Raw genomic sequence first — 25514 nt, 5'->3', positions numbered from 1 at the left:
AAATCGACCATGACCACACTACGCCTGCTTATCTCAGACTCTTACGATCCGTGGTTTAACCTGGCGGTTGAAGAGTGCATTTTTCGCCAGATGCCCGCCACGCAGCGCGTCCTGTTCTTGTGGCGTAACGCCGATACGGTGGTGATTGGCCGGGCGCAAAACCCGTGGAAAGAGTGTAATACCCGCCGGATGGAGGAAGACAACGTGCGGCTCGCCCGTCGCAGCAGCGGCGGCGGCGCGGTGTTCCATGACTTGGGTAATACCTGCTTTACCTTTATGGCTGGTAAACCGGAATACGACAAAACCATCTCCACGGCAATAGTCCTCAATGCGCTGAATACGCTGGGCGTAGAAGCTGATGCCTCCGGGCGTAACGATCTGGTGGTGAAAACGCCGGATGGCGATCGTAAAGTCTCTGGTTCTGCTTATCGTGAAACGAAAGACCGCGGATTCCACCACGGCACGCTATTGCTGAATGCCGATCTCAGCCGCCTGGCAAACTATCTCAATCCCGATAAAAAGAAACTTGCCGCTAAAGGCATCACTTCGGTTCGCTCGCGCGTGGCGAATTTGACCGAGCTGTTACCGGGCATCACTCATCAACAGGTCTGTCAGGCCATCACGGAAGCCTTTTTCGCCCACTACGGCGAACGCGTAGAAGCCGAGGTAATCTCCCCGGACAAAGCGCCGGATCTGCCGAACTTTGCCGAAACCTTTGCCCGCCAGAGCAGTTGGGAGTGGAACTTTGGTCAGGCGCCGGCCTTCTCGCACCTGTTGGATGAGCGTTTCACCTGGGGCGGCGTTGAGCTGCATTTCGACGTTGAAAAAGGCGTGATTACCCGCACCCAGGTCTACACCGATAGCCTCAATCCCGCGCCGCTGGAAGCGCTGGCGGGTCGTCTGCAAGGATGCTTGTATCGTGCGGATATGCTGCAACAAGAGTGCGAGGCGCTTCTGGTTGATTTCCCGGAGCAAGAAAAAGAGTTACGCGAGCTGTCGGCATGGATTGCCGGAGCGGTGCGTTAAGCACTGGCCTGAAATTGCCGGATGGCGGCTGCGCCTTATCCGGCCTACATACTGCTGTAGGCCCGGTAAGCATAGCGCCACCGGGCACAAACAACTTACTCTTTATCGCCCAGCAGAACGGATTCCAGTGCGATTTTGATCATGTCGTTGAAGGTCGTCTGACGTTCAGCGGCAGTGGTCTGCTCGTGAGTACGGATATGGTCGGATACAGTGCAGATGGTCAGCGCTTTCGCACCAAATTCAGCCGCAACGCCGTAGATGCCCGCCGCTTCCATTTCCACGCCCAGCACGCCGTATTTTTCCATCACGTCGAACATTTCGCCGTCCGGAGAGTAGAACAGATCAGCGGAGAACAGGTTACCCACGCGCGCGTCTACGCCCAGCGCTTTTGCTGCATCAACGGCGTTACGCACCATGTCGAAGTCAGCAATAGCTGCAAAGTCATGATCTTTAAAACGGATACGGTTAACTTTGGAGTCGGTGCAAGCACCCATACCGATAACCACGTCACGCAGTTTAACGTCCATACGCACAGCGCCGCAGGAGCCTACGCGAATGATTTTCTTCACGCCGAAATCGGTGATCAGCTCTTTGGTATAGATGGAGCAGGACGGGATACCCATACCGTGGCCCATTACGGAAATCTTACGGCCTTTGTAGGTACCGGTGAAGCCTAACATGCCGCGAACGTTGTTCACTTCACGAACATCTTCGAGGAAAGTTTCAGCAATATGTTTCGCACGCAGCGGGTCGCCCGGCATCAATACGACGTCAGCGAAATCACCCATTTCTGCATTAATATGTGGAGTTGCCATTTTTTATCCTTATTTCGTTGTTATTGCCTGATGGCGGCTACGCCTATCAGGCCTACAAAACGTATGCAAAACAGTGAAATACCCTAAGGATTTCGCGTTGTAGGAAGGCGACGAATTCGTGAATCCCCGGGAGCATAGATTAACTATGTGACCGGGGTGAGCGAATGAAGTCAACGCATCTACAGCGCGAAAGACAACGGGTATTACAGCATGTTTTTACCGTAGTCCATCGGCGACGTACCAAAGTAGCTCGCCAGCGTCTGGCCGATATCCGCGAAGGTTTCACGGTGACCTAAAGAACCTGGTTTCACTTTCGGGCCGTAAACCAGTACCGGAATGTGTTCACGGGTGTGGTCAGTCCCGGTCCAGCTCGGGTCGCAGCCGTGGTCAGCGGTCAGGATCAGAATGTCATCTTCCCCCACCAGCTCCATCAGCTCAGGCAGACGGCGGTCGAACAGTTCCAGACCTGCGGCATAACCGGCGATATCGCGACGGTGACCCCAGGAAGAGTCGAAATCAACGAAGTTGGTGAAGACGATTGTCTTATCACCGGCTTCTTTCATCTCTTTGATGGTGGCGTCAAACAGCGCGTCCAGACCGGTGGCTTTCACTTTTTTGGTGATGCCGCAGTTCGCATAGATATCCGCGATTTTACCCACGGAAACCACGTGGCCGTCTTTCTCGTCGACCAGTTTCTGCAGCACGGTCGGTGCTGGCGGCTCAACGGCCAGATCGTGACGGTTACCGGTACGCTGGAAGTTACCGGCTTTATCACCGATAAACGGACGCGCGATAACACGACCGATGTTGTAACCACCTTCGGTCAGCTCTTCACGGGCGATTTCGCACAGCTCGTAGAGTTTATCCAGGCCAAAAGTCTCTTCGTGACAGGCAATCTGGAACACGGAGTCAGCGGAGGTATAGAAAATCGGCTTGCCGGTTTTCATATGCTCTTCACCCAGTTGATCCAGGATCACGGTACCGGAAGAGTGGCAGTTGCCGAGGTAACCTGGCAGGTTGGCACGTTTTACCAGTTTATCCAGCAGTTCTTGCGGGAAGCTGTTTTCGTGATCGGAGAAATATCCCCAGTCAAACAGAACCGGAACACCCGCGATTTCCCAGTGGCCAGACGGCGTGTCTTTCCCGGAAGAAAGTTCATGCGCCCATGCATAGGCACCAATCACTTCCGCGTTGCCGTCCATGCCAGCAGCAATTTTACCAGTAGAACCTTCGTGAGCTTTCACCAGGCCCAGACGGGTCAGGTTAGGCAGATTCAGTGGACCTTTGCGACCATTGTCAGCTTCACCTTTCGCACAGGCTTCTGCAATGTGTCCCATAGTGTCTGAACCTACGTCGCCAAAGCGATCCGCATCTTCAGTCGCACCAATACCAAAGGAGTCCAGCACCATAATAAATGCACGTTTCATCTTGTTCTCCATACATCTGCGCCGCAAAAAAGCGATCAGATCAGTATACAGTTATTCGGTAATACGACGATAGACTGTCGGTGTAATTTCTGGCGCTTTATCGTCAAGGCTAATTGCCGCTTTGACCGCTTTCGCCGCTTCCTGCCAGCTGGCTTCGTCTTTGGCGTGGATCACCGCCAGCGGGCGCTGTCCGTCTACGCTGTCGCCCAGACGCGCCATATCGCTAAAGCCAACGCTGTAATCAATGGTGTCCGATGCCTGACGACGACCGCCGCCCATGGAAACAACCGCCATTCCCAGCGCACGGGTATCCATCGCGCTGACAAAGCCTTCGGTATCAGCATATACCGCTTTGCTGAGCATTGCCGTCGGCAGGTACTTCGCATAATTCTCGACGAAATCGGTCGGGCCTTTCTGCGCCGCCACCATGCGACCAAAAATCTCTGCTGCTTTGCCGTTATCCAGCACCGTCTGCAATTTCGCACGGGCTTCGGCGTCATCTTTCGCCAGCTTGCCGGAGATCAGCATTTCCACGCACAGCGCCATAGTGACGTCTAACAGACGTGGATTGCGGTATTCACCGGTCAGGAACTGCACAGCTTCGCGGACTTCGACCGCGTTACCTGCGCTGGAGGCCAACACCTGGTTCATATCAGTTAACAGCGCGGTGGTACGTACACCCGCACCGTTTGCCACGCCGACAATCGCTTCGGCAAGGGCTTCAGAAAGCTCGTAAGTCGGCATAAAGGCGCCGCTGCCCACTTTCACATCCATCACCAGCGCATCCAGCCCTTCCGCCAGTTTTTTCGCCAGAATGGAACCGGTAATCAGCGGGATGGAATCCACCGTCGCGGTAATATCGCGGGTGGCATAAAAACGTTTATCCGCCGGTGCGAGCGAACTGGTTTGCCCAATAATCGCCACACCCACGTCTTTAATAATTTCACGGAAACGGGCGTCGTCCGGGAAGATGTCAAATCCTGGAATCGCTTCAAGTTTATCGAGCGTACCGCCGGTATGCCCCAGGCCACGTCCGGAGATCATCGGAATATAGCCGCCGCACGCAGCAACCATCGGGCCTAACATCAGTGACGTTACGTCACCTACGCCGCCGGTAGAGTGTTTATCCACAATCGGGCCGTTCAGCTGCAGGCTTTTCCAGTCCAGCACGGTTCCTGAATCACGCATTGCCATGGTCAGCGAAACACGCTCAGGCATTGTCATATCGTGGAAAAAAATGGTCATCGCCAGGGCGGCGATTTGCCCTTCAGAGATGGTATTGTCGCGAATGCCATTGATAAAGAAACGAATTTCTTCATCGCTCAGCGCATGACCATCACGTTTTTTACGAATAATTTCTTGTGCGAGAAACACGGTAACCCCCGATTAATCAGGTTAAATGCTGCGGAAAACCCACTGCAATGAATGATTACTCTTAATAATCCAAGCCGTTGTAGGCCGGGTAAGCAACGCGCACCCGGCAGTCGTACTGATGCCGGATGGCGGCTGCGCCTTATCCGGCCTACAATGGGCAATTCAAACTTAGTAGCTGCTTGCGCTCTTACCGTCGCCGTGACCCAGCGCTTTCAGCAAGCTAGCCAGCAGGCTGGATGCGCCAAAACGGTAGTGACGAGAATCAGCCCAGTCAGCGCCAAACAGTTCATCGGCAATCGCCAGGAACTGCTGTGCATCTTCTGCAGTACGCACACCGCCAGCCGGTTTGAAACCTACAGTTTTAGAAACACCCATGTCGCGGATAACTTCCATCATGATGCGTGCGCTTTCCGGCGTCGCATTGACCGGCACTTTACCGGTAGACGTTTTGATGAAATCAGCACCGGCTTTGATGGAGATTTCAGATGCTTTGCGAATCAGTGCTTCTTCTTTCAGCTCACCGGTTTCGATGATCACTTTCAGCAGAACGTTTGCCGCCGCACACGCGTCTTTGCAAGCTTTAACCAGATCAAAACCAATCTGCTCGTTACCGGCGATCAGCGCACGGTACGGGAACACCACGTCAACTTCATCGGCACCGTAGGCGATCGCCGCGCGAGTTTCCGCCAACGCAATCTCGATGTCGTCGTTGCCGTGCGGGAAGTTGGTGACGGTTGCAATGCGGATGTCCGGCGTACCCTGCTCTTTCAGAGTCTTACGCGCAATAGGGATGAAACGCGGATAAATGCAGATTGCGGCAGTGTTGCCAACCGGGGTCTTCGCCTGATGACACAGCGCGATCACTTTTTCATTGGTGTCGTCGTCATTCAGGGTGGTCAGGTCCATCAGTTTCAGTGCACGCAGGCTGCTTGCTGTTAAATCGGTCATAACATTCTCCAACGGCGTCGCCGTATAAAATTTCACCTTGCGAGTTTGTTAGTATTCTAACATCCGCTCGCTATTACACTTCGATATACATCACAGTTAATGAAAACCACATACAGATTTGCATTACTCTAATGAGATCTACCTCAAATAAATGACCTTTACTGGCGGCGTGCGGTGACATCAGGCGCATCCGGATCAAAGGTTGTGGCGGCGTTGCTTTCTACAATGGCGTTACACCTTCGGGATAAAAAGGAATCAACGATGCCCACGTCAAGCGAACTCGCGCTGCAACAGCGTTGCCAACAAATCGTGACCAGTCCGGTGCTCAGCCCTGAGCAGAAACGCCACTTTCTGGCGCTGGAGGCTGAAAACGCGCTGCCCTACCCGCAACTGCCTGCTGAGGCACGCCAGGCACTGGATGACGGGGTGATCTGCGACATGTACGAAGGCCATGCTCCGTTCAAACCGCGTTATGTTTTACCCGACTACGCGCGTTTTCTGGCCAACGGCTCATCATGGCTGGAGCTGGAGGGGGCAAAGGATCTCGATGACGCATTATCCTTACTCACTATTCTTTACCATCACGTTCCGTCAGTGACGTCGATGCCGGTCTATCTCGGTCAACTCGATGCCCTGTTGCAACCGTATGTTAGAATTCTAACACAAGATGAGATCGATATTCGAATAAAACGTTTCTGGCGTTATCTCGACCGTACCCTGCCAGATGCCTTTATGCATGCCAACATTGGCCCGGCCGACACGCCGATTACACGCGCAATTTTACGCGCAGATGCAGAGTTAAAGCAGGTTTCACCTAATCTTACCTTTATTTATGATCCGCAAATTACCCCTGACGATCTGCTGCTCAACGTGGCGAAAAATATTTGCGAATGCAGTAAACCGCACATTTCTAACGGCCCTGAAAATGATAAAATTTTCACAAAAGGCCACTACGGCGTCGTCAGTTGTTACAACTCACTGCCAATGGCTGGCGGCGGAAGTACGCTGGTCAGGCTCAATCTGAAAGCCATCGCAGAGCGCAGCACCTCTGTCGATGACTTCTTTACGCGCACCCTACCGCACTACTGCCAGCAGCAAATCGCTATCATTGATTCACGATGTGAATTCCTCTATGAAAAATCACATTTCTTTGAGAATAGCTTCCTGGTGCAGGAAGGGTTGATTGATCCCAAGCGTTTTGTGCCTATGTTCGGGATGTATGGTCTGGCGGAGGCGGTAAATCTGCTGTGTGAAAAAGCAGGGCAATGCGCGCGTTACGGGAAAGATGCGTTTGCCAATCAGCTAGGCTACCGTATTAGCGCCCAACTGGCGGAATTTGTAGAAAGCACACCGGTGAAATACGGCTGGAATCAGCGTGCGATGCTGCATGCACAGTCGGGGATCAGTTCTGACATCGGCACCACGCCGGGCGCTCGCCTGCCCTACGGTGATGAACCGGACCCGATCACCCATCTGCAAACCGTTGCGCCGCATCACGCGTATTATCACGCCGGTATCAGCGACATTCTCACGCTGGATGAAACCATCAAGCGTAATCCTCAGGCGCTGGTGCAATTGTGCCTCGGCGCATTTAAAGCCGGGATGCGTGAATTTACCGCTAACGTTAGCGGTAACGATCTGGTCCGCGTCACCGGTTATATGGTGCGCCTGTCGGATCTGGAAAAATATCGTGCCGCAGGTTCTCGCACCAACACCACCTGGCTTGGCGAAGAAGCCGCGCGTAATACGCGCATTCTGGAACGACAACCTCGCGTGATTAGCCATGAACAGCAGATGCGCTTCGGTAAGTAAGCTGATTCCCTTCTCCTGCGTCGACGGGCCGGGGAGTCGCCTGGCCCTGTTCCTGCAGGGATGCAATTTGCGCTGTAAAAATTGCCACAATCCGTGGACGATGGGACGCTGCAATGACTGCGGGGAGTGTGTACTGCATTGCCCACATGAAGCGTTAAGTCTGAGCGCGGGAAAAGTATGGTGGCAATCTGATATGTGTCAGCAGTGTGACACCTGCCTGCACATGTGCCCCCAGCAGGCTACGCCGATGGCGCAGACCATGAGCATTGATGAGGTACTGCAGCATGTTCGCAAAGCCTCGCCGTTTATTGAAGGAATGACGGTCAGCGGCGGCGAAGCAACGACCCAGCTACCGTTTATTGTGGCGCTGTTTAGCGCGATCAAAACCGATCCGCAGTTGCAACACCTGACCTGCATGGTAGACAGCAACGGCATGCTGAGCGAAACCGGCTGGCAAAAGCTGTTGCCGGTGTGCGACGGCGTAATGCTGGATTTAAAAGCCTGGGATAGCGCATGTCATCGTCAGTTGACAGGGCGCGATAACACGCTGATTAAACAAAGTATTACCTTTCTGTCCGGGCAAGGGAAACTTGCGGAACTGCGCCTGCTGATTATCCCTGGTCAGGTGGATTATCTCCAGCATATCGATGCACTGGCGGCGTTTATCAAGCGTTCAGGTGATGTACCGGTGCGGCTGAATGCCTTTCATGCGCACGGGGTATACGGCGAAGCAAAAGACTGGCCGAGCGCCACGCCGGAGGATGTGGAGCACCTGGCGCAAAGATTGCGCGAGCGCGGGGTGGATAATTTGATCTTCCCGGCTTTGTATCTGTGAAATGCCGGATGAGATGCGAAAGCGCCGCATCCGGAAATCAAAAATCAAACAACGCCGTCGTATTCCGATACAGCGCGTCAGCAATCACGTCCGCAGGTTCCGGGCGCAGCTCGCATAAGACGTCAAACACTCTGACTACCTGCTCCGGGCGGTTGGGCTGGCCCTGAAATCCGTTGAGCGGCATATCCGGCGCATCGGTTTCCAGCAGCAGTGACTCCAGCGGCAATCGCGCCATTACCTCGCGGGTTTTGCTGGCGCGTGGATAAGTAATGGTGCCGCCCACGCCAATTTTGTAGCCCAGTTGCACAAAGCGTTCAGCCTGCTGAAAACTCCCGGAAAATCCATGCACCACGCCGGTTCGCGGCAAAGCATGGCGTTTCAGGTGCATAGCCAGCTTGTCATGGGTACGTCGTGAATGCAGGATCACTGGCAGTTCGTAACGCTTCGCCAGCTTCAGCTGCGCCTCCAGAATCCACTCTTGCTGGTCAAATTGCGGATCGTCCCGGTACAGATCCAATCCAATCTCACCTACTGCCACCAGCTTTTGTGGACGCTTATCCAGCGCCTGCTGCAGTTGGTCCAGGCAGTCATCGCTGTGGTGTTCAATCACAATGGGATGCAGGCCCAGCGCGGCAAGCAGCGGGGGGTAATTATCCGCTAACGCCAGCACGCGGGAAAAGTTCGCCGCCTCGGTAGCCGGGACGATAATACTGCCCACACCGGCTTCACAGGCGCGCTGCAGGCTGGCGGATTCGTCGCCAGTAAACGGAGGGAAATCAAAGTGACAATGCGTATCGATAAAGCGAAAACTCACGCCAAATCCTCATTATCAAACGTGGTGTCGTTAGCCTGGGGCGCGCTGCTCGCAACGGACGCATGGGCATCGTTGGCAACGGGTGCAGGTGGAACCACCACCGGTCCCGGCACCACAATCTTCGGCGTCTGACGAGGCAGCGGCGCGTTTTTCGCCAGCAGTTTACCAATCGTTGCCAAAAAATAGCGCCCGCACAGGCGTCCGGTTTTGTAGTCTTCACGCAATGCCGGAATACGGCTCCCCAGTGCCATACTATGGAGTGGCTTTGGTGGGTAGATCTCAAAGATACGCAGCTTGCCCGGCGGTTTTTCGATAAAGCGCTGAATAGCGCGGTAGCTGGCTTCATGATGTTGAACCAGATTCACCAGCGGCTGCAGACTGCTCTCCCCCAGCCAGCGCTCCATACGTTTGAACCATTGTGGGGTGTAGTACATTTGCGAAGGCACCGTGCGGATAACCACCAGCGTTTTTGCACCCTGCTTCGCCGCTTCCTGCACGGGAATGGCGTCACTGACGCCACCATCCAGATAGTTCACGCCATCCAGCGCAACCCCTGTGCGGTAGAATCCGGGAATCGCGCTGGATGCACGAATGAGATCCAGCCAATTGTGCCGGTTCGGCGAAAAATAGCCCGGTGTGTAGTCATCTCCCCGGCAGGCGCACATATAAAACGCTTTACCTGCCTCAAACAGGCGCTCGGCGTTATCCATTGCCAGCGGCATTTGGGACGAGGTCGAATCCACCAGCCAGTCGAGGTCGATTAAGTTTCCCCCGCGCACAAAGCGCACCGGGTCAAAAAACTCACGTCGGGTAGTGTAACGCATGATGACTTTACGACCGTAACCGGGCTGGTTACAGAGATAAGCTGAAAGGTTTTGCGCGCCAGCGGACGTCCCGTAGAAGAGATCAAAGGGATTGAACTGTGCGCGCATGAATTCATCCAGTACGCCTGCAGTGAAGATGCCTCTTTGTCCCCCGCCCTCGCACACCAGCGCCATACTGCCTGGTTGAAACGGACGTAACGATAACGGCGCGATATTACCGAGCGTGACGGGTATTCTCTGCCCCACCTCTGCCTTCCTGTTGTTTTTGTAATAGGACAACAAAGTAACGCAAATTGCCTGCTGCTAAAACCGTAAAAGCCAGTCCGCTGGACTGGCTCAGTAGCAAGTTATCTTTACGGTTTACGTACTAGGGTCGTTTACGCCCGGTAAACAGGCTGACCAGGAACAGAATGATACCCACCACAAAAACAATTTTCGCTGCGCCTGCAGCGGTACCCGCCAGTCCACCAAAACCCAGTGCAGCGGCAATTAACGCGATAACCAGAAATATGATGCCCCATCGAAACATATGCTTCTCCTTTACCATAGTTAATTTCACCGCTTGATATGAGCGCTCAGGCTACCCATCGGCGATATTTTCAGTGTGGTGCACAATACGCCTCCCGACAAACGTCAGGAGGGCGAATTAAGTCTAATTACTGAGTTTTGAGATCGTTTTTGACGCTTTTCACGCCATCAATCGCTTTGGCGATGCTCTCAGCGCGATCGCTTTGAGCTTGTGAATCGACAGTGCCTGAAAGCTGTACCACACCATCGGTGGTTTCAACTTTCACTTTGCGGGATGGGACAATATCATCGGCCAGCAGCTTGGCTTTTACTTCGCTGGTGATGGCCGTATCGCCGGCATAGCCTTTTACGGAGGTGTTTTTGCTGTCACGCACGTGCAGTTTGTCGCTAACGGAGGTCACGCCCTCAACGCCTTTCGCGACTTTAACGGCCTCTTCGGCCTGCGCCTGGCTTTCAACAAAGCCGCTTAGCGTTACTACTTTCTGATCGGTCTTGACGGAAATATCGGTGCTCTTAATGCTATCGTGGTCCACCAGCGCGGCTTTTACTTTGGCGGTGAGGGTGCTGTCATCCATGAAATTACCGACTTTGTTCATAGAGCTATCGACTTTCTGCCCCGCACTTTCGAGCCCGGATTGCGCTTTATCCATTGTGGCGTTTTCTGCATAAGCAGAACCCGTTGCCACAGCGGAAGTCAGCATCACGGCCAGTAGCGTTTTAGAAATCTTAAGTCCTGTCATTGTCATCGATGTATTCCTGTTTGTTGTACTTATAGCGATGTTCTGCCGCTTAGCGGTCAGAACCAGCAACTAATCTCGTGACTGAAATAAATATCAGCTAAAGGGGCTGCGAAATGCTTAATGAAGAGCATTAAAAGCCGATATTTATGTCATCACATTGTTAAATATAGTTCACGATTTCGCGGTTGCTGCCTGGATTGATTAAAAAACAAACAAAAGTCAGGGGATTTAAGAACATTCCGCAAGGGATTTAAAAGACAGGAAAAGTTGCAGGGCACGGCGGATACCGTGCCCTGAAAGGTCGATTAGTGTTCGCGTGTTTTACGGAACTGAACGTCCGGGTAACGTTCCTGGGTGAGATTCAGGTTAACCATGGTTGGCGCGATATAGGTGAGGTTATCACCGCCATCCAGCGCCAGCTGAACTTCGTTTTTACGCTTAAATTCTTCGAATTTTTTCACGTCAGGACACTCTACCCAGCGCGCAGTCGCCACGTTGACGGATTCATAAATGGCTTCAACGTTGTACTCGCTCTTCAGACGTGAAACCACCACGTCAAACTGCAGCACACCCACCGCGCCGACAATCAGATCGTTGTTGGCGATCGGACGGAAGACCTGCACTGCACCCTCTTCTGACAGTTGAACCAGCCCTTTCAGTAGCTGCTTCTGCTTCAATGGATCCTTCAGGCGAATACGACGGAACAGCTCCGGCGCGAAGTTCGGAATACCGGTGAACTTCATCATTTCGCCCTGGGTAAAGGTATCGCCGATCTGGATAGTGCCGTGGTTATGCAGACCAAGAATATCGCCCGGATACGCTTCTTCCACATGAGAACGGTCACCGGCCATAAAGGTCAGCGCATCGGAGATCACCACGTCTTTACCAATGCGCACCTGGCGCATTTTCATGCCTTTTTCGTACTTGCCGGACACCACGCGCATGAACGCCACGCGGTCACGGTGTTTCGGGTCCATGTTGGCCTGAATTTTAAACACGAAGCCAGTGAACTTCTCTTCAGAGGCTTCAACGACGCGGGTATCGGTTTTACGTGGCATCGGCGCAGGCGCCCACTCCACTAAGCCATCCAGCATATGATCAACGCCGAAGTTACCCAACGCGGTACCGAAGAAGACCGGGGTGATTTCGCCCGCGAGGAACAGCTCATGATCGAACTCGTTGGACGCGCCCTGCACCAGCTCCAGCTCGTCGCGCAGCTGCTGCGCCAGGTCTTCACCCACGGCAGCATCAAGTTCCGGGTTGTTGAGACCTTTAACAACACGCACTTCCTGAATCGTATGGCCTTTACCGGTCTGGTACAGATACGTTTCATCTTTATAAAGGTGATAGACGCCCTTGAACAACTTCCCGCAGCCAATCGGCCAGGTGATCGGCGCACAGCCGATTTTCAGTTCGTTCTCAACTTCATCCAGCAGTTCCATCGGATCGCGGATGTCACGGTCGAGTTTGTTCATAAAGGTCAGGATCGGAGTATCGCGCAGACGGGTAACTTCCATCAGCTTACGGGTCCTGTCCTCAACACCTTTCGCAGCATCGATAACCATCAGGCAGCAGTCCACCGCCGTCAGAGTACGATAGGTATCTTCGGAGAAGTCTTCGTGCCCCGGGGTGTCCAGCAGGTTCACCAGGCAGTCATGATACGGAAACTGCATCACAGAGGTGGTAATGGAGATACCACGTTGCTTTTCCATTTCCATCCAGTCAGATTTTGCATGCTGGCTGGAACCACGGCCTTTTACCGTACCGGCGGTCTGAATGGCCTGTCCGAATAACAGTACCTTTTCAGTAATTGTCGTTTTACCGGCATCCGGGTGAGAAATAATGGCAAAAGTGCGGCGTTTGGCCACCTCTTGCAAATAAGGAGACAACGTCATAGTCAAATCTTCTTAGGTAAGCACGGCAACGGGCCGGGCAAGTTGAATACGAAAAATTGCGGCTATTTTACCCATCAACGGGGGGGAGGCAATCAGTGTTTACACAGGAGCTGCTCCAGTTCGCTTAATGACGTGACCGTCCAGGTCGGCTGAATGCCTGCTGGCTGCTCGCGGTGATGCGTATTTAGCCAGCAGGTGGAGAGCCCGGCGTTAATGCCGCCAAGAATATCGGACTCTGCGGTGTCACCCACCATTAGCACGCGAGAACGGTCAGGATTGCCCGCCTGCTCCAGCGCATGGTCAAAAATACGGGGATCGGGTTTTGCCACCCCAACCTGCTCAGAAATCACCAGCAGATCGAAATAATCGCGCAGCCCCGTCCGCTCAAGGCGGATTTGCTGTAACGCCGTGAAGCCGTTGGTAATAATGCCAATTTTTGTTTTATCACGAATCGCATTGAGCAGAGAAACCGCCCCCGGCAACGGCGAGCAGATCTCCGCCATCGCATTGATGAATGCATCATTAAGCTGGCCCGGTTCAACCTTCAGGCGTTCGGCCCAGCTCTGAAAACGGGCATGCTGCAACTGTAATGAGGTAATTGCACCGTTTTGATAATCCACCCACAGCGGTTTATTCACGGCCTGGTAGTCCTGAAAATCTTCAGCGGTAAAGGTAATGCTATAGTCGAGAAACATCCGCTGTAAGCCGGTAAACGAGTCAAATGTAAACAGCGTTTCGTCGGCATCAAAGAAAATCCAGTCCCACTTCTTCATCATTACACCTTGTCTTACATGCTGATTGGCAACGCCATGATGATGGCGTCTTCGTGACCATCGGCCGTTGGATAGTAATTGCGACGGATCGTCGCCTCGTTAAAGCCTAAGCTTTCGTACAGCGCGATAGCGGCGGCGTTTGAGGCGCGCACTTCAAGCCACAGCGTCAAAATGCCACGCTTTTCCAGCTCATCGATCAGATGCTCCAGCAGCTCACGCCCCAGCCCACGGCGCTGAAAGTCAGGGTCGACGGCAATATTGAACAGCGTAGCTTCATCCAGCACGACCTGCGTAATCGCAAAGGCCGCCATCACGTCATCAACCCTCAACTGAAAATTGAGGTAACGATCGCCCTGGTTGCTGGCAAATGTTTTTTCACTCCAGGGAAAAGCGTGGGCGCGTTTTTCAATCTGAAATGCTGCAGGTAAATCAGTCGGTTCGAGGGAAGAAATCGTGTTCATATGCGCAGATTTGTTGCCATAACGCGGCGCGGGCCGCGGGGTTTTCCCGTAATTCATTAAACGCAGGACTCGCGACCTGAGCGCCCTCCAGCAGCAGCGGCTCTTCGGTTCCCAGCCGCCAGCTATTACAGCGACTACCTTGCGGCAGCATGGCGACACGGTCAGGCGTCAGTTGTAAAACCTGATCCGGGCTGACGGTTAATGCGCGTAAAATATCGCTCATCAATGGTTCGGTTAGCGCGGGTAACTGTTCCGCAACCATCACCAAACGGACATGCGCAGGAATGGAAATCGCGATTTCGCCCTGCAGTGCGCCAGGACGACGCAACGACCACTGCGTAATGCCCAGTTGCTGTAACTGCCAGTCTCGTCGGGATGTCATAGCGAAGCGCTCCTGTAATCAGGGGCGCAAATATAGCAAATTTGTCGAATCCGTGCCATCAAACAACTATAATCCCCCGCTGTACAATTTAAGGAGCACTCCATGTCTGCTTTTACCCCGGCAAGTGAAGTCTTGCTGCGCCACAGTGATGATTTCGAACAAAGCCGTATTATGTTTGCCGGTGATTTGCAGGATGACCTGCCTGCCCATTTTGAAAGCGCCGCCAGCCGTGCGCATACTCAGCAGCTTCACCACTGGCAGGTGCTTAACCGCCAGATGGGCGACAACGTCCGCTTCAGCCTCATCGCTCAAGCCGATGACGTCGGCGATAGCGATACGCTGATCTACTACTGGCCGAAGAATAAACCTGAAGCCCAGTTCCAGTTGATGAACCTTCTTTCGCTGTTACCGGTGGGTACCGATATTTTTGTTGTTGGCGAAAACCGCAGCGGCGTACGTAGCGCCGAGCAGATGCTGGCCGAATACGCGCCGTTGAACAAAGTCGACAGCGCACGTCGCTGTGGCCTGTACCACGGTCGTCTGGAAAAGCAGCCGGTCTTTGATGCTGAAAAATACTGGGACGAATACCAGACAGACAATCTGACCATCAAAACGCTGCCGGGCGTATTCAGCCGTGACGGCCTGGATGTTGGCAGCCAACTGCTGCTCTCCACGCTGACGCCGCACACCAAAGGCAAAGTTCTGGATGTCGGCTGTGGCGCGGGTATCCTCTCCGTCGCGCTTGCCAGCCACTCGCCAAAAGTGCGCTTAACCCTGTGCGATGTTAGCGCCTCCGCTGTTGAAGCCAGCCGCGCAACGCTTGCCGCCAACGGTATTGAAGGTGACGTCATCGCCAGTAACGTCTTTTCTGACGTGACGGGTCGCTTTGATATGATCATCTCCAACCCGCCGTTCCATGACGGCATGCAGACCAGCCTGGATGCCGCGCAAACGCTGATTCGCGGCGCGGTGCGTCACCTTAACAGCGGTGGCGAACTGCGAATTGTAGCCAACGCCTTCCTGCCTTATCCGAAAGTACTGGATGAAGTGTTTGGCTTCCACGAAGTTATCGCGCAGACCGGGCGCTTCAAGGTCTATCGCACCATCATGACGCGCCAGGCGAAAAAAGCGTAATTGTCTCGCAGCGAACGGCCATTCACGTGGCCGTTTTTGCATCAATCGGCCCAGCCTGGACAATTAACTATTGACGAAAAGTTGAAAACAACTAGAATGCGCCTCCGTGGTAACGATACTTTTTGAGTATCGATGGTATGCGAAGGTGGCGGAATTGGTAGACGCGCTAGCTTCAGGTGTTAGTGTCCTTTCGGACGTGGGGGTTCAAGTCCCCCCCCTCGCACCATAATCCACGTTGATATTGCTCGCACTGGGCGAAGGTGGCGGAATTGGTAGACGCGCTAGCTTCAGGTGTTAGTGTCCTTAGGATGTGGGGGTTCGAGTCCCCCCCCTCGCACCAACGAGGCGATATCAAAAAAATAAGATGACTGTGCGAAGGTGGCGGAATTGGTAGACGCGCTAGCTTCAGGTGTTAGTGTCCTTAGGATGTGGGGGTTCGAGTCCCCCCCCTCGCACCAATTATCTTATCTTTCCTTCGATTTTCTTTCCTGTTTTGCTCATCCCTGATTCCAGTTCATCATTACCAAAACAATGCCGCCGATCAGCGCCGCGCATGAAGGTAATAAGACAAAGTGCCGTAAACGCTTGTGGTATAACATGAGTGAAGTCAGTAGTAATCCTAATACAATCATCGCCTTCCATGCGTCGAGTGACAGATCAGTAAATGCCAGCCCGGCAATCACTATCCCCGGCAGCAAAACCCCCCATCCACTGCCCAGCGCACGTTGCAACATGGTTTCACCTATGACATTGATAATGATAACCAATATCATATGATAAATTTTCTCATTTGTCAGCCAGGAAAGGCTATCAATTCTATGAGTTTTACTTAACGATTGATGACATAAATAGTTTAAGGTGATAAATTGCTCGCCGGTTAGCTTTTCATCAAAAAACAATAACGACCTGAACGAATGATTTTTCGCTCATCATTTTTCCTTACAAACACACCTTCGTATATTGCAGATAAATAACAATATTTACCTATGACAGTACAATCCTGGCGAACTCTGCGCACTAAGAAATATCAACTTTCTTTACGTCTGTTTCTGCTTCTCAATGCAGTCTCCGCGCTGTTTACGCTTGTTTTCCCACTTTTTGCCGTCAAAGCCGTATCTGTCCCGGCGTTGCTCATCCTGGCCGCCAGTACATTGCTGTTGGCATGGCATGGCAAATATGCGAATAAAAAAATTAATCTTCCTTTTATTTCAATCGTTTTTGGCTTGCTATGGGCATTACATATTTTTCTGAAATATAACGCGCTAGGTCATAATGATTATTATTTCCTGTTAATCGCACTTCTCAGCGTGCTGTTTATTGGTTCTATCGCTTTTGCTAACAATATCATCGCCTTTACGCTGCATTCGTTACCCTCAGTCGTCGTCTGTTTATGGCTTAACGGCAGCGAGCATGGTCTGCGAATTTTCTATTTTATGGCGCTACCCATGGCCGGGATCGCCATCCAGCATGTGATACAAAAGCGCTACGACGGCTTCGCCCAGCAGTTGATGTACAAACTACTGGAAGAACGGGAAACCCTGAACGGACTCAGCATGCTCGACCCGCTAACCGGTTTGTACAATCGCCGGGGGCTGCAACACAGACTCGATACGCTGTTGGCCCTGAGCAACTCGAAGCACTACGTCCTGCTGATGGATATCGACCATTTCAAGGCCTATAACGATCATTACGGACACATGATGGGCGATCAGGCGCTGATTCGCGTTTCTGCCGCGATTCGTGATTCCGTACGCTCCCGGGACGTGGTGGCACGTTTTGGTGGCGAAGAGTTTATGGTTTTGCTGACCGCGGTCGACCCCCAACAGGCCCAGGCTGCCGCCGAGCGTATTCGCCAGAAAGTGTACGATCTTAAAATTCCACATATGTTTAATGAGAGCGTAGCAACCAATGTGACGGTCAGCATCGGTATTGCGCCTTTGGTGGAACAGGATATTGACTCCGCGATTACCAGAGCAGACAAAGCGCTTTATGAGGCCAAGAATATGGGTCGAAACAACACTCTGGTCAGCGATGAGCTGCGGATAAACTGCACCTCTTCCTGAGTTTTCCGTGCGGAACTGCCCGATCTTGCGACAAAGATCTTGCCATCGTTTACCCCCATCTATAGGATTAGAAATCATTATCATTTAGATTAACATCCTTATATCGCCATGGCTTACCGTTCCGCACCCATCGTTGAAGATGTCATCTGGCACAGCCATCTCCCTTCAGAGATGCCCTCGCTGGCGGCTTCCGTGCGTGCGACCATAGCCCAAACCCGCGAACACTTGCTGGATTTCATTCGCCTTGACGAGACCCCGCCGCAAGGTGCAATGACATCACATGAATGGACGCAACCGACAACGTTAAGTTCGCTTCTGGCCGTTTATTCAGACCACATCTACCGCAACCACCCCACGTTAGTACGCGAAAATAAACCGCTGATCTCCCTTTGGGCGCAATGGTATATCGGCCTGATGATGCCCCCGCTTATGGTGGCTCTGCTGACGCAAAAAGAGGCTATCGACGTCTCTCCTGAACATATGCACGTGGAGTTTCACGAAACCGGGCGTGCCGCATGTTTCTGGATAGATGTACATCAGGATCACCAGACCACGGCACTCTCACCGCAACAACGTATGGAAACGCTGATTTTGTCAGCCCTGACACCGGTCGTTCAGGCACTGGAATCAACGGGTGAGATCAATGCGAAACTTGTCTGGAGCAATACGGGATACTTAATTCACTGGTACTTAACGGAAATGAAGCCGTTGTTAGGTGAAGAACTGTTGAACACGCTGCGCCAGACCTGCTTTTTTGAGAAACAACTTTCCTGCGGTCAGGATAATCCTCTATGGCGTACCGTCGTTCCACGCGAGGGGCTGTTAGTACGCAGAACCTGCTGCCAGCGCTATCGCCTGCCCGATGTTCAGCAATGCGGCGACTGCACGCTAAAATAAGCGAGGAGCCATAGCCCCCCGCCAACACTTTATGCAACCTGCTGATTTTCCTCTTCTATCCGCTGTGCTTCTTCTTTTTCCTGCGCCAACAGTTGCCTCTCATAAACCTTAAAGAATGGGAAGTAAATGATGGCAGAAACCAGCGCCAACACGACCACCAGGATCGCCGCACGATAATCCCAGCCTAACGCCCATGCCGCGCCAACGGGTGCCGGTGCGGTCCAGGGAACCACTGAAATCACCCGCCCAATTAGATCCAGTTTCATCGCCGCCCAGGCCAGCACCGCGTTCACCATTGGGGCCAGCAGGAAGGGAATAAAGAACACTGGATTCATGACAATCGGCGTACCGAAAATCACCGGCTCGTTAATGTTGAAAATACTGGGGACCACACTCAAACGCCCAATCGATCGTAGATGGGCCGAGCGGCTGCGCAGATAGCAAATCACCAGCCCCATCGTCGCGCCGGAACCACCAACCACAATGAAGAACGTCCAGAACGCTTCCATAAAGATATGCGGCAACGGCGCACCCTGCGCCAGCGCCGACTGGTTCATCCCGAGATTGGTGAGCCAGAACATTTGCAGCATTCCCGACACAATAGCCGCGCCGTGAATACCGGCAAACCACAGCAGATGGCCGATCAGTACTGCCAGCAGTATCGCCGGCAGAGAATCCGCTGCGGACACCAGTGGTTTAAAGATGGCCATAATGGCCTGCGGGATCAGCATATCAAACTGCGACTGTATCACCAGGCTCAGCGGGTACAGCGTCAGCACCACCACCAGTACCGGGATCAGGAGATCAAATGAGTTTTTGATCATCGGCGGCACTTGATCGGGTAAGCGGATCCCGATGTTGTGCGCCTTCAGGAAGCGCATCATTTCAACGCAATAAATTGCCACCAGGATGGCAGTGAAAATTCCCGTACCGCCGAGGCTATCAACCGGCATCGTACCTTTGGTTTTCGGTGCGGCAATCAACAAAAACGCCATGATCGACAGCATCGCGCACATAAACGGATCTAACTGATGCGACTTCACATAGTGCTTGCCCAGGTTATAGGCAATAGCCGCACATATGTAGACCGACATGATCCCCATCGTCATATCAAACGGCGTGAGTATCTGGCCTTCAAATTGTTTTGCCAGATCCAGCCATGCGCGGGCAAACCCCCAGGTGGTATCCGGCGAAAAAGGCGGATAGGCAAAAACCAGCAGAAAAGACCCTACAATCATAAACGGCATCGCCGAAATGAAACCATCACGTATTGCCATCACATGGCGTTGTGAAGAAATGCGCCCGGCGACAGGGCTAACGTAGCTTTCAACAAAGCGGAAAATCACATTAAATACAGCATGGTTAGTAGACATAGCCGTTCTCCCGTTGTGCTAAACCCTGCAACCGTGCTGGTATCAACACCACCACGTAAAACCCATTCCTACTTTTCGCAACCGTGCCGGGAGAAAAACCAGCCTTACCGCTTTTTGAGTTAAGTTTCATAGATGGCTCTTATTATGTGATACAGAGGGAGTGACAGCTTCAGTATTAATCGCCATTTCAGTATTCCGCAACCGGTTACTGTAACCGGTTTCTTTGATTGTGAAGGTGATCGAGAAACTGCCAATGTTGCTGTATTGTTACAATAAAATATTTACAGTAACGCTGCCCCTATGACAAATTACGCCAGGCGGTTTTCTGCTATGCAGGACTGCGGATAAGCGAGAGGGAGAGAAGAATGAGTTTACAATCAGTACGGCAGTTTTTAGCGCAACATGCGCCAGATATTGAAATCATCGAATTAGATCAAAGCACCGCCACCGTCGATCTGGCAGCCAATGCCCATAATGTCGAACCAGGGCAGATAGCAAAAACGCTGTCACTAAAGGTGAAAAACGACATTATCCTGATCGTCGCCAGAGGAGATGCTCGCCTCGATAATAAAAAACTGAAAAATACATTTGGCGCCAAAGCGCGCATGCTGAGTAGCGATGAAGTAGTCAACGCAACAGGTCATCCCGTAGGAGGCGTATGTCCTTTCGGGTTGGAGACACCCATATCGGTGTACTGTGATGTCTCGTTGAAACACTATACAGAAGTGCTCCCTGCAGCAGGAGCCACTCACAGCGCGGTTCGCATTGCACCAGAAAGAATAGCAGAACTGACTGCGGCAACCTGGGTTGATGTGTGCCAGTGATCGATTTACCTTTCCATGCCAATGACTACGCCGGTACGCATCTTCTCAAGCACGCCATAACGGGGCAGTACGACGAAAAGATGACGGTTCTGCAGAGCGCACATGCAGCAAGATATCGGCAGCATTCAGTAATCCGGCATCCGAACTAACGCCCAGTTTGGACATCACATTAAATTTATGCGCGCGAATCGTTTTAATGTTTCGCTCAAGCTCAATCGCGATCTGCAGCATCGAATAACCATTCGACATATAGCGCAGAATTTCGCGCTCGGTTGGGCTAAGCATACGGCATTGATTGATATACCAGAGCTTCTTCGTGTCTTCTGTTTCCCCTCTGGCGCAATCCAGCGCTGCAAATAATTCTTCCTGCAACATACTCAGCGTGGATGCTTTGCTAATCACGGCATCCAGTGGTAGCGGTGACAGCGAGCCAATTAGCCGCGCCTCGTCATCATCATCGGCAATGACCACCCGCTTGATGCGAGGGTGTTTCACCGCCAGCTCTGTCAGATAAGCCAGTCCGGTGCGGCGATCGGTTCTTTTCGCGGAAAGTGAAAAAATAACCGCGGAAAATGACGTCTGTGACATCGCCTGGCTTAAGGCTGGCTGTCCTGAAAAGGGATGAAGTTGGTATTGGTTGTTCGGTCTGGCATTAAATAAATTATAAATACCCACGCTGCTCATTACACACTTTTCTACCAGTGCGACATTTCTTTTGATACTTCTGTCTTCCATTCCGTGGTCTCTCCATAAACTGAAGGTAGATTCAACTCTCGTGCTCCTTGAGAACTATTTATCCAGGCATACATCTCCGCATTGCTGTGTATTGACAGACGACGCATCGCACTATTTTTCTGGGCGCTGATTGTCTTATTACTTTTTTTAAGTAATGTGGCAATCTGATTAATCCCCCAGCCCTTTCCCAGAAGCCGTAACACTTTCCGTTCAGATAGCGTCAGAATAATTGAGTGTACGCTATGATCCTGTTTTTCTGGTGCTATTACCGGAGAGAGCAATACCGGGCTAATTCTGTCGGCATAAACATTCCCTGCATCAATAGCATTTACTAAACTATCAATCGGTTCGGCATCAGATAACAGCGTACTGATTGGACACATCAGCATCTCAACGGCCACAGGATAATAATTTCGAGAAACGAGAAAGACCCAGTGAATATCACGATATTGAGGTAACAAAGAATAATATTGTTCGCAGACCGCACGCGGATGACTGCAGTCTCCGGTTAAATCAGCGATAACCAGATCTGAACGTCGCAGTTGCATCAATGTTAGTTCTTCTACGGCGCGGCAGTAGGTCAGTTTGTAATCAGAGAAATGCGCTTGCATTACCCCTTTAAGCCCAATTTGTATGATAGGTAATTTACTAATAATAATTGCGTTCTTGCAGCGTCCTGGCAACATAACTCCTCCATATTCACATGTCTTCAATCTTGCGCGCGCAAGTATCACCTACAATCAAATAAAATAATTAATAAATAGACATGCGTTAAACAATAGACAGGATGAATTATTTATCCTTATTCTAAATAGAAAATGGCGATGCTACGTTCCCAATAACATCACACTATAAATTTATCATGCCATAATCACGCACATGTACATTCATTGTACAATTAAAATAACTACATTAAATTATTAGCATTCCTTACGTAATTACTGTTCATCTCGAAAAATTTAGCCCTGGTTCAGGAGTGTGTCCCACGATACGATTTCCTACAACCACCAAGTGACTTGTTTCTTTTTTCAACACAAAAATTGATCTTATCCAGAGCCAACCGACTCACGCTTCATGATAAAAAGAAGATATTCTTCATTAAGAGAGCATCTTTTAGTCAGAGCGAGCTATGCAAACAGAGCAGTCGTCACAAAGAACGGTTACACGGTTATGTATACAATGCGGGCTTTTTTTACTGCAACATGGCGCAGAAAGCGCGTTGGTCGATGAACTCTCCACCCGCCTGGGTCTGGCGCTTGGGATGGACAGTGTAGAAAGTGCCATATCATCGAATGCCATCGTCCTGACGACGATCAAAGACGGACAATGCCTGACATCAACCCGAAAAAATCAGGATCGTGGCATCAATATGCACGTCGTGACGGAAGTGCAACACATCGTTATTTTGGCAGAGCATAATCTGTTGGATGAAAAAGGGGTAGAGAAACGGTTTAACCAAATCAAACCGCTACGCTATCCCAGATGGCTGGTTGCTTTCATGGTAGGATTGTCCTGCGCCTGCTTTTGTAAACTCAATAACGGCGGCTGGGATGGCGCGATGATCACCTTTTTCGCCAGCATGATCGCCATGTACATTCGCCAGATCCTGGCTTCCCGGCATTTGCATCCACAAATCAACTTTTGTATTACCGCTTTTGTCGCGACCACCATATCCGGCCTGCTGCTTACGCTACCGACGTTTAATCACACACCTACCGTAGCCATGGCCGCCAGCGTGCTGTTATTGGTCCCCGGTTTTCCGTTAATCAATTCGGTTGCGGATATGTTTAAAGGACACATTAATACCGGGCTCGCTCGCTGGGCGATTGCCAGTCTGCTTACGCTGGCGACCTGTATTGGCGTGATCGTGTCGATGACCTTATGGGGGCTGCGCGGATGGGCGTGATCGATTTCATTTTGGCGCTGATGCAGGACATGATCCTGTCGGCGATCCCGGCGCTTGGCTTTGCCATGGTATTCAATGTCCCCCATCGGGCGCTCCCATGGTGTGCATTACTCGGCGCACTCGGTCACGGCTCACGAATGGTCATGATGACTGCAGGGTTTAATATCGAATGGTCCACCTTTATGGCCTCGCTGCTGGTCGGCTGCATTGGGATCCAGTGGTCGCGCTGGTATCTGGCGCATCCGAAAGTCTTCACCGTTGCGGCAGTGATCCCTATGTTTCCGGGGATCTCCGCCTACACCGCCATGATATCCGCCGTAAAGATCGGTCATTTCGGGTATAGCGAAGCGCTGATGATCACCCTGCTGACCAATTTTCTGAAAGCCTCATCGATTGTGGGCGCACTCTCAATTGGACTTTCCGTGCCAGGATTATGGCTGTATCGCAAACGTCCGCGCGTATAACGAATGAACCTGTTTACCCCTTTGCAGATGGGGGAACCTTCCCTCATCTGCTGCTCTCCTCTCTCTCTGTGTTACTATAAAAGCAGTTCCTTCTCGGTTGTTGTTCAGTATTGAGAAACATTATGCCCTGCAAAATTTTGACGCCGGACGTCACGAGCATTGACGCCTTACTACACGATCACCAAACTGTGCTGGCCAGGTCTGCGGGCGGTGCCGTAGCCGTATTCGCCAACAACGCGCCAGCGTTTTACGCGGTGACGCCTGCACGGCTGGCAGAGTTGCTGGCACTTGAAGAGAAGCTGTCACGCCCGGGAAGCGATGTAACATTAGATGCCCAATTTTATGAAGAGCCGCAAGCGGCACCGGTTGCCGTGCCAATGGGTAAATTTGCTATGTACGCTGACTGGCAGCCAGATGCTGACTTCCAGCGTCAGGCCGCCTTGTGGGGCGTGGCGTTAAGAGAGCCCGTCACCGCCGAGGAACTGGCTTCATTTGTTGCCTACTGGCAAGCCGAAGGCAAAGTCTTTCACCATATTCAGTGGCAGCAAAAACTGGCGCGCAGCATCCAGATTGGACGGGCCAGCAATGGCGGAATGCCAAAGCGCGATGTGAACAGCGTCAGTGAACCTGACAGCCACATTCCACCGGGTTTTAGAGGATAACGATGAAAAACGTTGGCGACCTGATGAAACGTTTGCAAAAAATGATGCCACCCAATGTTGAGCCAGCCTTCAAAACAGGCGAAGAACTGCTGGCATGGCAAAAAGAGCAAGGTGAAATTCGCGCCGCCGCGCTGGCCCGCGAAAACCGGGCCATGAAAATGCAGCGTACATTCAACCGTTCCGGTATCCGTCCGCTGCATCAGAACTGTTCGTTCGATAACTATCGAGTGGAGTGCGAAGGTCAGATGAATGCCCTGAGCAAAGCTCGCCAGTACGTTGAAGAGTTTGACGGCAACATCGCCAGTTTTATCTTCTCTGGCAAGCCCGGCACGGGTAAAAACCATCTGGCCGCCGCCATCTGCAACGAACTGCTGCTGCGCGGCAAGTCGGTACTGATTATTACCGTCGCCGATATCATGTCGGCGATGAAAGAAACGTTCAGCAATCGTGAAACCAGCGAAGAACAGTTGCTCAACGATCTGAGTAATGTGGATCTGCTGGTGATCGACGAGATCGGCATGCAGACAGAATCCCGCTATGAAAAAGTGATTATTAATCAGATTGTCGATCGCCGTTCATCCTCAAAACGTCCGACCGGCATGTTAACTAACAGCAATATGGATGAAATGAACAAACTGCTGGGTGAGCGCGTAATGGACCGTATGCGCCTTGGCAACAGCCTGTGGGTCATTTTTAACTGGGAAAGCTACCGTAGTCGGGTCACCGGTAAAGAGTATTAACGTATTAGGACCACTCCTAAGACTGCCAGCGCTATACTGCGCTGAAAAGGCATAACACGAGT

The 25514-nt window shown here is 52.0% G+C and carries 27 protein-coding genes and 3 tRNA genes; 14 read left to right on the top strand and 16 right to left on the bottom strand.

What is annotated here, in order from left to right; all coding sequences use genetic code 11:
* Positions 1–9: 9 nt before the first annotated feature.
* A complete protein-coding gene (gene lplA / locus AL515_RS23550) occupies positions 10–1026 on the top strand; it encodes a lipoate--protein ligase LplA (RefSeq protein ID WP_048212769.1) in 1017 nt (338 codons plus the stop codon).
* 95 nt (positions 1027–1121) lie between these two features.
* On the opposite strand, the gene deoD is transcribed toward lplA, so the two are convergent.
* The 4 genes from deoD to deoC form a co-directional block, all read right to left on the bottom strand.
* Positions 1122–1841 (bottom strand): purine-nucleoside phosphorylase, encoded by a 720-nt coding sequence (gene deoD / locus AL515_RS04950; RefSeq protein WP_000224864.1) that lies wholly within the window; start codon positions 1839–1841, stop codon positions 1122–1124.
* A 203-nt stretch (positions 1842–2044) separates the two neighbouring features.
* Entirely contained in the window at positions 2045–3268 is a 1224-nt protein-coding gene (gene deoB, locus AL515_RS04945) for a phosphopentomutase (RefSeq protein ID WP_003019037.1), read from the bottom strand.
* Positions 3269–3319: 51 nt separating this feature from the next.
* Entirely contained in the window at positions 3320–4642 is a 1323-nt protein-coding gene (deoA, locus tag AL515_RS04940; RefSeq protein ID WP_061067196.1) for a thymidine phosphorylase, read from the bottom strand.
* 168 nt (positions 4643–4810) lie between these two features.
* Positions 4811–5590 (bottom strand): deoxyribose-phosphate aldolase, encoded by a 780-nt coding sequence (deoC, locus tag AL515_RS04935; RefSeq protein WP_003019042.1) that lies wholly within the window; start codon positions 5588–5590, stop codon positions 4811–4813.
* Positions 5591–5851: 261 nt separating this feature from the next.
* Here deoC and AL515_RS04930 point away from each other — a divergent pair, with 261 nt between their 5' ends.
* Together AL515_RS04930 and AL515_RS04925 are read left to right on the top strand one after the other, a co-directional pair.
* On the top strand, positions 5852–7402 hold the full coding sequence (locus AL515_RS04930) for a YjjI family glycine radical enzyme (RefSeq protein ID WP_061067195.1): 1551 nt from the start codon (positions 5852–5854) through the stop codon (positions 7400–7402).
* Positions 7374–8237, top strand: coding sequence for a YjjW family glycine radical enzyme activase (locus AL515_RS04925; protein WP_061067194.1), 864 nt, complete (start codon positions 7374–7376; stop codon positions 8235–8237). The genes AL515_RS04930 and AL515_RS04925 overlap by 29 nt, the downstream gene beginning before the upstream one ends.
* A 37-nt stretch (positions 8238–8274) precedes the next feature.
* On the opposite strand, the gene AL515_RS04920 is transcribed toward AL515_RS04925, so the two are convergent.
* From AL515_RS04920 to holD, 8 genes are all read right to left on the bottom strand, one after another.
* Positions 8275–9051, bottom strand: coding sequence for a metal-dependent hydrolase (locus AL515_RS04920; RefSeq protein ID WP_061067193.1), 777 nt, complete (start codon positions 9049–9051; stop codon positions 8275–8277).
* The gene (locus tag AL515_RS04915; protein WP_048212774.1) at positions 9048–10121 is read right to left on the bottom strand and encodes a patatin-like phospholipase family protein; all 1074 of its coding nucleotides are present in this window, start codon (positions 10119–10121) and stop codon (positions 9048–9050) included. Before AL515_RS04915 ends, AL515_RS04920 begins: the two co-directional genes overlap by 4 nt.
* 121 nt (positions 10122–10242) lie before the next feature.
* Positions 10243–10404 (bottom strand): DUF1328 domain-containing protein, encoded by a 162-nt coding sequence (locus AL515_RS04910; RefSeq protein ID WP_003019081.1) that lies wholly within the window; start codon positions 10402–10404, stop codon positions 10243–10245.
* 127 nt (positions 10405–10531) lie between these two features.
* Positions 10532–11149 (bottom strand): molecular chaperone OsmY, encoded by a 618-nt coding sequence (gene osmY, locus AL515_RS04905; protein WP_061067191.1) that lies wholly within the window; start codon positions 11147–11149, stop codon positions 10532–10534.
* Between the two features lie 299 nt (positions 11150–11448).
* Positions 11449–13038, bottom strand: coding sequence for a peptide chain release factor 3 (gene prfC / locus AL515_RS04900; protein ID WP_061067190.1), 1590 nt, complete (start codon positions 13036–13038; stop codon positions 11449–11451).
* A gap of 92 nt (positions 13039–13130) precedes the next feature.
* Positions 13131–13811, bottom strand: a complete 681-nt coding sequence (yjjG, locus tag AL515_RS04895; RefSeq protein ID WP_061067189.1) for a pyrimidine 5'-nucleotidase — start codon at positions 13809–13811, stop codon at positions 13131–13133.
* 14 nt (positions 13812–13825) lie between these two features.
* Positions 13826–14272 (bottom strand): ribosomal protein S18-alanine N-acetyltransferase, encoded by a 447-nt coding sequence (gene rimI / locus AL515_RS04890; protein ID WP_003829985.1) that lies wholly within the window; start codon positions 14270–14272, stop codon positions 13826–13828.
* Positions 14241–14654: a DNA polymerase III subunit psi gene (gene holD, locus AL515_RS04885; protein WP_048212778.1), complete on the bottom strand. Its 414-nt coding sequence runs from the start codon at positions 14652–14654 to the stop codon at positions 14241–14243. The genes rimI and holD overlap by 32 nt, the downstream gene beginning before the upstream one ends.
* A gap of 102 nt (positions 14655–14756) precedes the next feature.
* Here holD and rsmC point away from each other — a divergent pair, with 102 nt between their 5' ends.
* The 4 genes from rsmC to AL515_RS04865 all read left to right on the top strand — a co-directional run bounded on the left by rsmC (position 14757) and on the right by AL515_RS04865 (position 16246).
* Positions 14757–15788, top strand: coding sequence for a 16S rRNA (guanine(1207)-N(2))-methyltransferase RsmC (gene rsmC / locus AL515_RS04880; RefSeq protein ID WP_061067188.1), 1032 nt, complete (start codon positions 14757–14759; stop codon positions 15786–15788).
* A 139-nt stretch (positions 15789–15927) separates the two neighbouring features.
* A tRNA-Leu gene (locus AL515_RS04875) sits at positions 15928–16014 on the top strand.
* A gap of 28 nt (positions 16015–16042) precedes the next feature.
* Positions 16043–16128: transfer RNA gene (locus tag AL515_RS04870), tRNA-Leu, on the top strand.
* A 32-nt stretch (positions 16129–16160) separates the two neighbouring features.
* Positions 16161–16246: transfer RNA gene (locus AL515_RS04865), tRNA-Leu, on the top strand.
* A gap of 39 nt (positions 16247–16285) precedes the next feature.
* Here AL515_RS04865 and AL515_RS04860 read toward each other — a convergent pair.
* Positions 16286–16522 carry a DUF1435 domain-containing protein gene (locus AL515_RS04860; RefSeq protein WP_086523828.1) on the bottom strand — a complete coding sequence of 79 codons (237 nt, stop codon included), beginning with the start codon at positions 16520–16522 and terminating at the stop codon, positions 16286–16288.
* Between the two features lie 252 nt (positions 16523–16774).
* On the opposite strand from AL515_RS04860, the gene AL515_RS04855 reads away from it, so the two are divergent.
* The gene (locus AL515_RS04855; protein ID WP_048212780.1) at positions 16775–17851 is read left to right on the top strand and encodes a GGDEF domain-containing protein; all 1077 of its coding nucleotides are present in this window, start codon (positions 16775–16777) and stop codon (positions 17849–17851) included.
* 108 nt (positions 17852–17959) lie between these two features.
* Entirely contained in the window at positions 17960–18748 is a 789-nt protein-coding gene (fhuF, locus tag AL515_RS04850; RefSeq protein WP_061067187.1) for a siderophore-iron reductase FhuF, read from the top strand.
* 29 nt (positions 18749–18777) lie between these two features.
* Here the strand turns inward: fhuF and AL515_RS04845 are convergent, their stop codons facing one another.
* On the bottom strand, positions 18778–20121 hold the full coding sequence (locus tag AL515_RS04845; RefSeq protein ID WP_048212782.1) for a PTS sugar transporter subunit IIC: 1344 nt from the start codon (positions 20119–20121) through the stop codon (positions 18778–18780).
* 365 nt (positions 20122–20486) lie between these two features.
* Here AL515_RS04845 and AL515_RS04840 point away from each other — a divergent pair, with 365 nt between their 5' ends.
* A complete protein-coding gene (locus tag AL515_RS04840; protein ID WP_061067186.1) occupies positions 20487–20945 on the top strand; it encodes a YbaK/EbsC family protein in 459 nt (152 codons plus the stop codon).
* Between the two features lie 45 nt (positions 20946–20990).
* On the opposite strand, the gene bglJ is transcribed toward AL515_RS04840, so the two are convergent.
* Together bglJ and AL515_RS04830 are read right to left on the bottom strand one after the other, a co-directional pair.
* Positions 20991–21680: a DNA-binding transcriptional activator BglJ gene (gene bglJ / locus AL515_RS04835; RefSeq protein WP_048212784.1), complete on the bottom strand. Its 690-nt coding sequence runs from the start codon at positions 21678–21680 to the stop codon at positions 20991–20993.
* Complete coding sequence (locus AL515_RS04830) at positions 21641–22366, bottom strand: helix-turn-helix domain-containing protein (RefSeq protein WP_061067185.1); 726 nt, start codon at positions 22364–22366, stop codon at positions 21641–21643. The genes bglJ and AL515_RS04830 overlap by 40 nt, the downstream gene beginning before the upstream one ends.
* Before the next feature lie 443 nt (positions 22367–22809).
* Here AL515_RS04830 and AL515_RS04825 point away from each other — a divergent pair, with 443 nt between their 5' ends.
* From AL515_RS04825 to dnaC, 4 genes are all read left to right on the top strand, one after another.
* The gene (locus AL515_RS04825) at positions 22810–23586 is read left to right on the top strand and encodes a threonine/serine ThrE exporter family protein (RefSeq protein ID WP_048212786.1); all 777 of its coding nucleotides are present in this window, start codon (positions 22810–22812) and stop codon (positions 23584–23586) included.
* Positions 23577–24050 carry a threonine/serine exporter gene (locus AL515_RS04820; RefSeq protein ID WP_048212787.1) on the top strand — a complete coding sequence of 158 codons (474 nt, stop codon included), beginning with the start codon at positions 23577–23579 and terminating at the stop codon, positions 24048–24050. Before AL515_RS04825 ends, AL515_RS04820 begins: the two co-directional genes overlap by 10 nt.
* Positions 24051–24172: 122 nt before the next feature.
* A complete protein-coding gene (gene dnaT / locus AL515_RS04815; protein ID WP_061067184.1) occupies positions 24173–24712 on the top strand; it encodes a primosomal protein DnaT in 540 nt (179 codons plus the stop codon).
* 2 nt (positions 24713–24714) lie between these two features.
* A complete protein-coding gene (gene dnaC / locus AL515_RS04810) occupies positions 24715–25452 on the top strand; it encodes a DNA replication protein DnaC (RefSeq protein WP_061067183.1) in 738 nt (245 codons plus the stop codon).
* Positions 25453–25514 lie beyond the last annotated feature (62 nt).

Origin of the sequence: Citrobacter sp. FDAARGOS_156 (genome assembly GCF_001559235.2) — a bacterium.
In the GTDB taxonomy this organism is placed as follows: Bacteria; Pseudomonadota; Gammaproteobacteria; order Enterobacterales; family Enterobacteriaceae; genus Citrobacter; species Citrobacter youngae.
This window is presented reverse-complemented; position numbering and strand designations above follow the sequence as displayed.

What these genes read in the sequence shown, in the direction of transcription:
- AL515_RS04840 (WP_061067186.1), top strand. Translation starts at nt 20,487, where the DNA reads ATGAGTTTACAATCAGTACGGCAGTTTTTAGCGCAACATGCGCCAGAT.
- lplA (WP_048212769.1), top strand. Translation starts at nt 10, where the DNA reads ATGACCACACTACGCCTGCTTATCTCAGACTCTTACGATCCGTGGTTT.
- yjjG (WP_061067189.1), bottom strand. Translation starts at nt 13,811, where the DNA reads ATGAAGAAGTGGGACTGGATTTTCTTTGATGCCGACGAAACGCTGTTT.
- rimI (WP_003829985.1), bottom strand. Translation starts at nt 14,272, where the DNA reads ATGAACACGATTTCTTCCCTCGAACCGACTGATTTACCTGCAGCATTT.
- AL515_RS04855 (WP_048212780.1), top strand. Translation starts at nt 16,775, where the DNA reads ATGACAGTACAATCCTGGCGAACTCTGCGCACTAAGAAATATCAACTT.
- AL515_RS04910 (WP_003019081.1), bottom strand. Translation starts at nt 10,404, where the DNA reads ATGTTTCGATGGGGCATCATATTTCTGGTTATCGCGTTAATTGCCGCT.
- rsmC (WP_061067188.1), top strand. Translation starts at nt 14,757, where the DNA reads ATGTCTGCTTTTACCCCGGCAAGTGAAGTCTTGCTGCGCCACAGTGAT.
- dnaC (WP_061067183.1), top strand. Translation starts at nt 24,715, where the DNA reads ATGAAAAACGTTGGCGACCTGATGAAACGTTTGCAAAAAATGATGCCA.
- AL515_RS04845 (WP_048212782.1), bottom strand. Translation starts at nt 20,121, where the DNA reads ATGTCTACTAACCATGCTGTATTTAATGTGATTTTCCGCTTTGTTGAA.
- deoB (WP_003019037.1), bottom strand. Translation starts at nt 3,268, where the DNA reads ATGAAACGTGCATTTATTATGGTGCTGGACTCCTTTGGTATTGGTGCG.
- osmY (WP_061067191.1), bottom strand. Translation starts at nt 11,149, where the DNA reads ATGACAATGACAGGACTTAAGATTTCTAAAACGCTACTGGCCGTGATG.
- AL515_RS04925 (WP_061067194.1), top strand. Translation starts at nt 7,374, where the DNA reads ATGAACAGCAGATGCGCTTCGGTAAGTAAGCTGATTCCCTTCTCCTGC.
- fhuF (WP_061067187.1), top strand. Translation starts at nt 17,960, where the DNA reads ATGGCTTACCGTTCCGCACCCATCGTTGAAGATGTCATCTGGCACAGC.
- prfC (WP_061067190.1), bottom strand. Translation starts at nt 13,038, where the DNA reads ATGACGTTGTCTCCTTATTTGCAAGAGGTGGCCAAACGCCGCACTTTT.
- AL515_RS04930 (WP_061067195.1), top strand. Translation starts at nt 5,852, where the DNA reads ATGCCCACGTCAAGCGAACTCGCGCTGCAACAGCGTTGCCAACAAATC.
- AL515_RS04860 (WP_086523828.1), bottom strand. Translation starts at nt 16,522, where the DNA reads ATGTTGCAACGTGCGCTGGGCAGTGGATGGGGGGTTTTGCTGCCGGGG.
- deoC (WP_003019042.1), bottom strand. Translation starts at nt 5,590, where the DNA reads ATGACCGATTTAACAGCAAGCAGCCTGCGTGCACTGAAACTGATGGAC.
- holD (WP_048212778.1), bottom strand. Translation starts at nt 14,654, where the DNA reads ATGACATCCCGACGAGACTGGCAGTTACAGCAACTGGGCATTACGCAG.
- dnaT (WP_061067184.1), top strand. Translation starts at nt 24,173, where the DNA reads ATGCCCTGCAAAATTTTGACGCCGGACGTCACGAGCATTGACGCCTTA.
- deoD (WP_000224864.1), bottom strand. Translation starts at nt 1,841, where the DNA reads ATGGCAACTCCACATATTAATGCAGAAATGGGTGATTTCGCTGACGTC.
- bglJ (WP_048212784.1), bottom strand. Translation starts at nt 21,680, where the DNA reads ATGGAAGACAGAAGTATCAAAAGAAATGTCGCACTGGTAGAAAAGTGT.
- AL515_RS04825 (WP_048212786.1), top strand. Translation starts at nt 22,810, where the DNA reads ATGCAAACAGAGCAGTCGTCACAAAGAACGGTTACACGGTTATGTATA.
- AL515_RS04830 (WP_061067185.1), bottom strand. Translation starts at nt 22,366, where the DNA reads ATGTTGCCAGGACGCTGCAAGAACGCAATTATTATTAGTAAATTACCT.
- AL515_RS04820 (WP_048212787.1), top strand. Translation starts at nt 23,577, where the DNA reads ATGGGCGTGATCGATTTCATTTTGGCGCTGATGCAGGACATGATCCTG.